We start from the raw sequence: 472 nt of genomic DNA, 5'->3' as shown, positions 1-472 counted from the left end.
AGGCCGCATAAGCKGCCTCAGACTGCTGACAAAGGTCTAGCTTTCGAGCTAGACCTTTGATCTAATAGGGGTATCGAAATATGGATACTCCGATATGCTTCAAGAACCCACCCCGCAACAATACGAACTGGAAATGGTGACGATGGAACAGTTAGTTCCTAAAGACCATTTAGTGCGCAAAATCGATAATGCTATCGACTTTGAATTCATTCGTGATGAAGTCGCTCATCTTTATTGTAAAGATAATGGGCGTCCACCTGTTGACCCTGTTCGTCTCTTCAAAATCATCTTGCTTGGTTATATCTTTGGTATAAAAAGTGAGCGTCAGCTCGTTAAAGAAATTGAAGTGAATGTCGCTTACCGTTGGTTCTTACGGATGTCATTAACAGAGAAAGTCATCCACGCTTCTACTCTAAGCCAAAACCGCATTCGTCGCTTTAATGGCACGGATGTGTTCGAACGTATTTTTATC

General features: G+C 42.5%; 1 protein-coding gene. It reads left to right on the top strand.

Annotation, left to right across the window (positions count from 1 at the left end; translation table 11 throughout):
• Positions 1 to 94: 94 nt before the first annotated feature.
• Positions 95 to 472 (top strand): transposase (locus tag CIK04_RS31790; RefSeq protein ID WP_142994992.1); only part of this gene is annotated, 378 nt, incomplete at its 3' end.

This window comes from Vibrio sp. 03_296 (assembly GCF_002265885.1).
Note: the sequence above shows the minus strand (reverse complement) of the source record. Positions and strands in the feature narration are given on the sequence as shown.